This is a genomic window from Parvimonas sp. D2, assembly GCF_035282635.1.
Classification (GTDB): Bacteria; Bacillota; Clostridia; order Tissierellales; family Peptoniphilaceae; genus Parvimonas.
The window spans coordinates 1-288 of record NZ_JAYKBO010000025.1; the positions used below are offsets into that span (position 1 = coordinate 1).

At 62.2% G+C, this 288-nt stretch carries 1 protein-coding gene; it reads left to right on the plus strand.

Annotated features, from left to right (window positions below):
- Positions 1–248, plus strand: a 248-nt coding sequence (locus VJI77_RS07435; protein ID WP_323988953.1) for a hypothetical protein, incomplete at its 5' end; no start/stop codon positions are given.
- Positions 249–288 lie beyond the last annotated feature (40 nt).

Here is a 288-nt window from a genome sequence, read left to right on the forward strand (position 1 = left end):
TGAAGCCGTTCGAGTTGCAATGGTTGATCTACCCGCCTCAGGTGGCGCGCCACTTCTCGCGCGAATTGGCAGCGCTCGTTGGATATGCCCAGCATCGGCCCAATCTCGGCAATGTCGAAGGACAATGCCCGTCGATCCTGCTCGGTGATCATGTCCCCGATCATCTTCCCGCGATCGACGCGCTACGCCCCGATCAGTCCGAGGCGGCGGCATTGTTCGTCCGTTCGCAATTGGGCGAGATCGGCTGAGGTGCGGACGATGACCAGGCCGGGTCGCGCTGCCTATGAG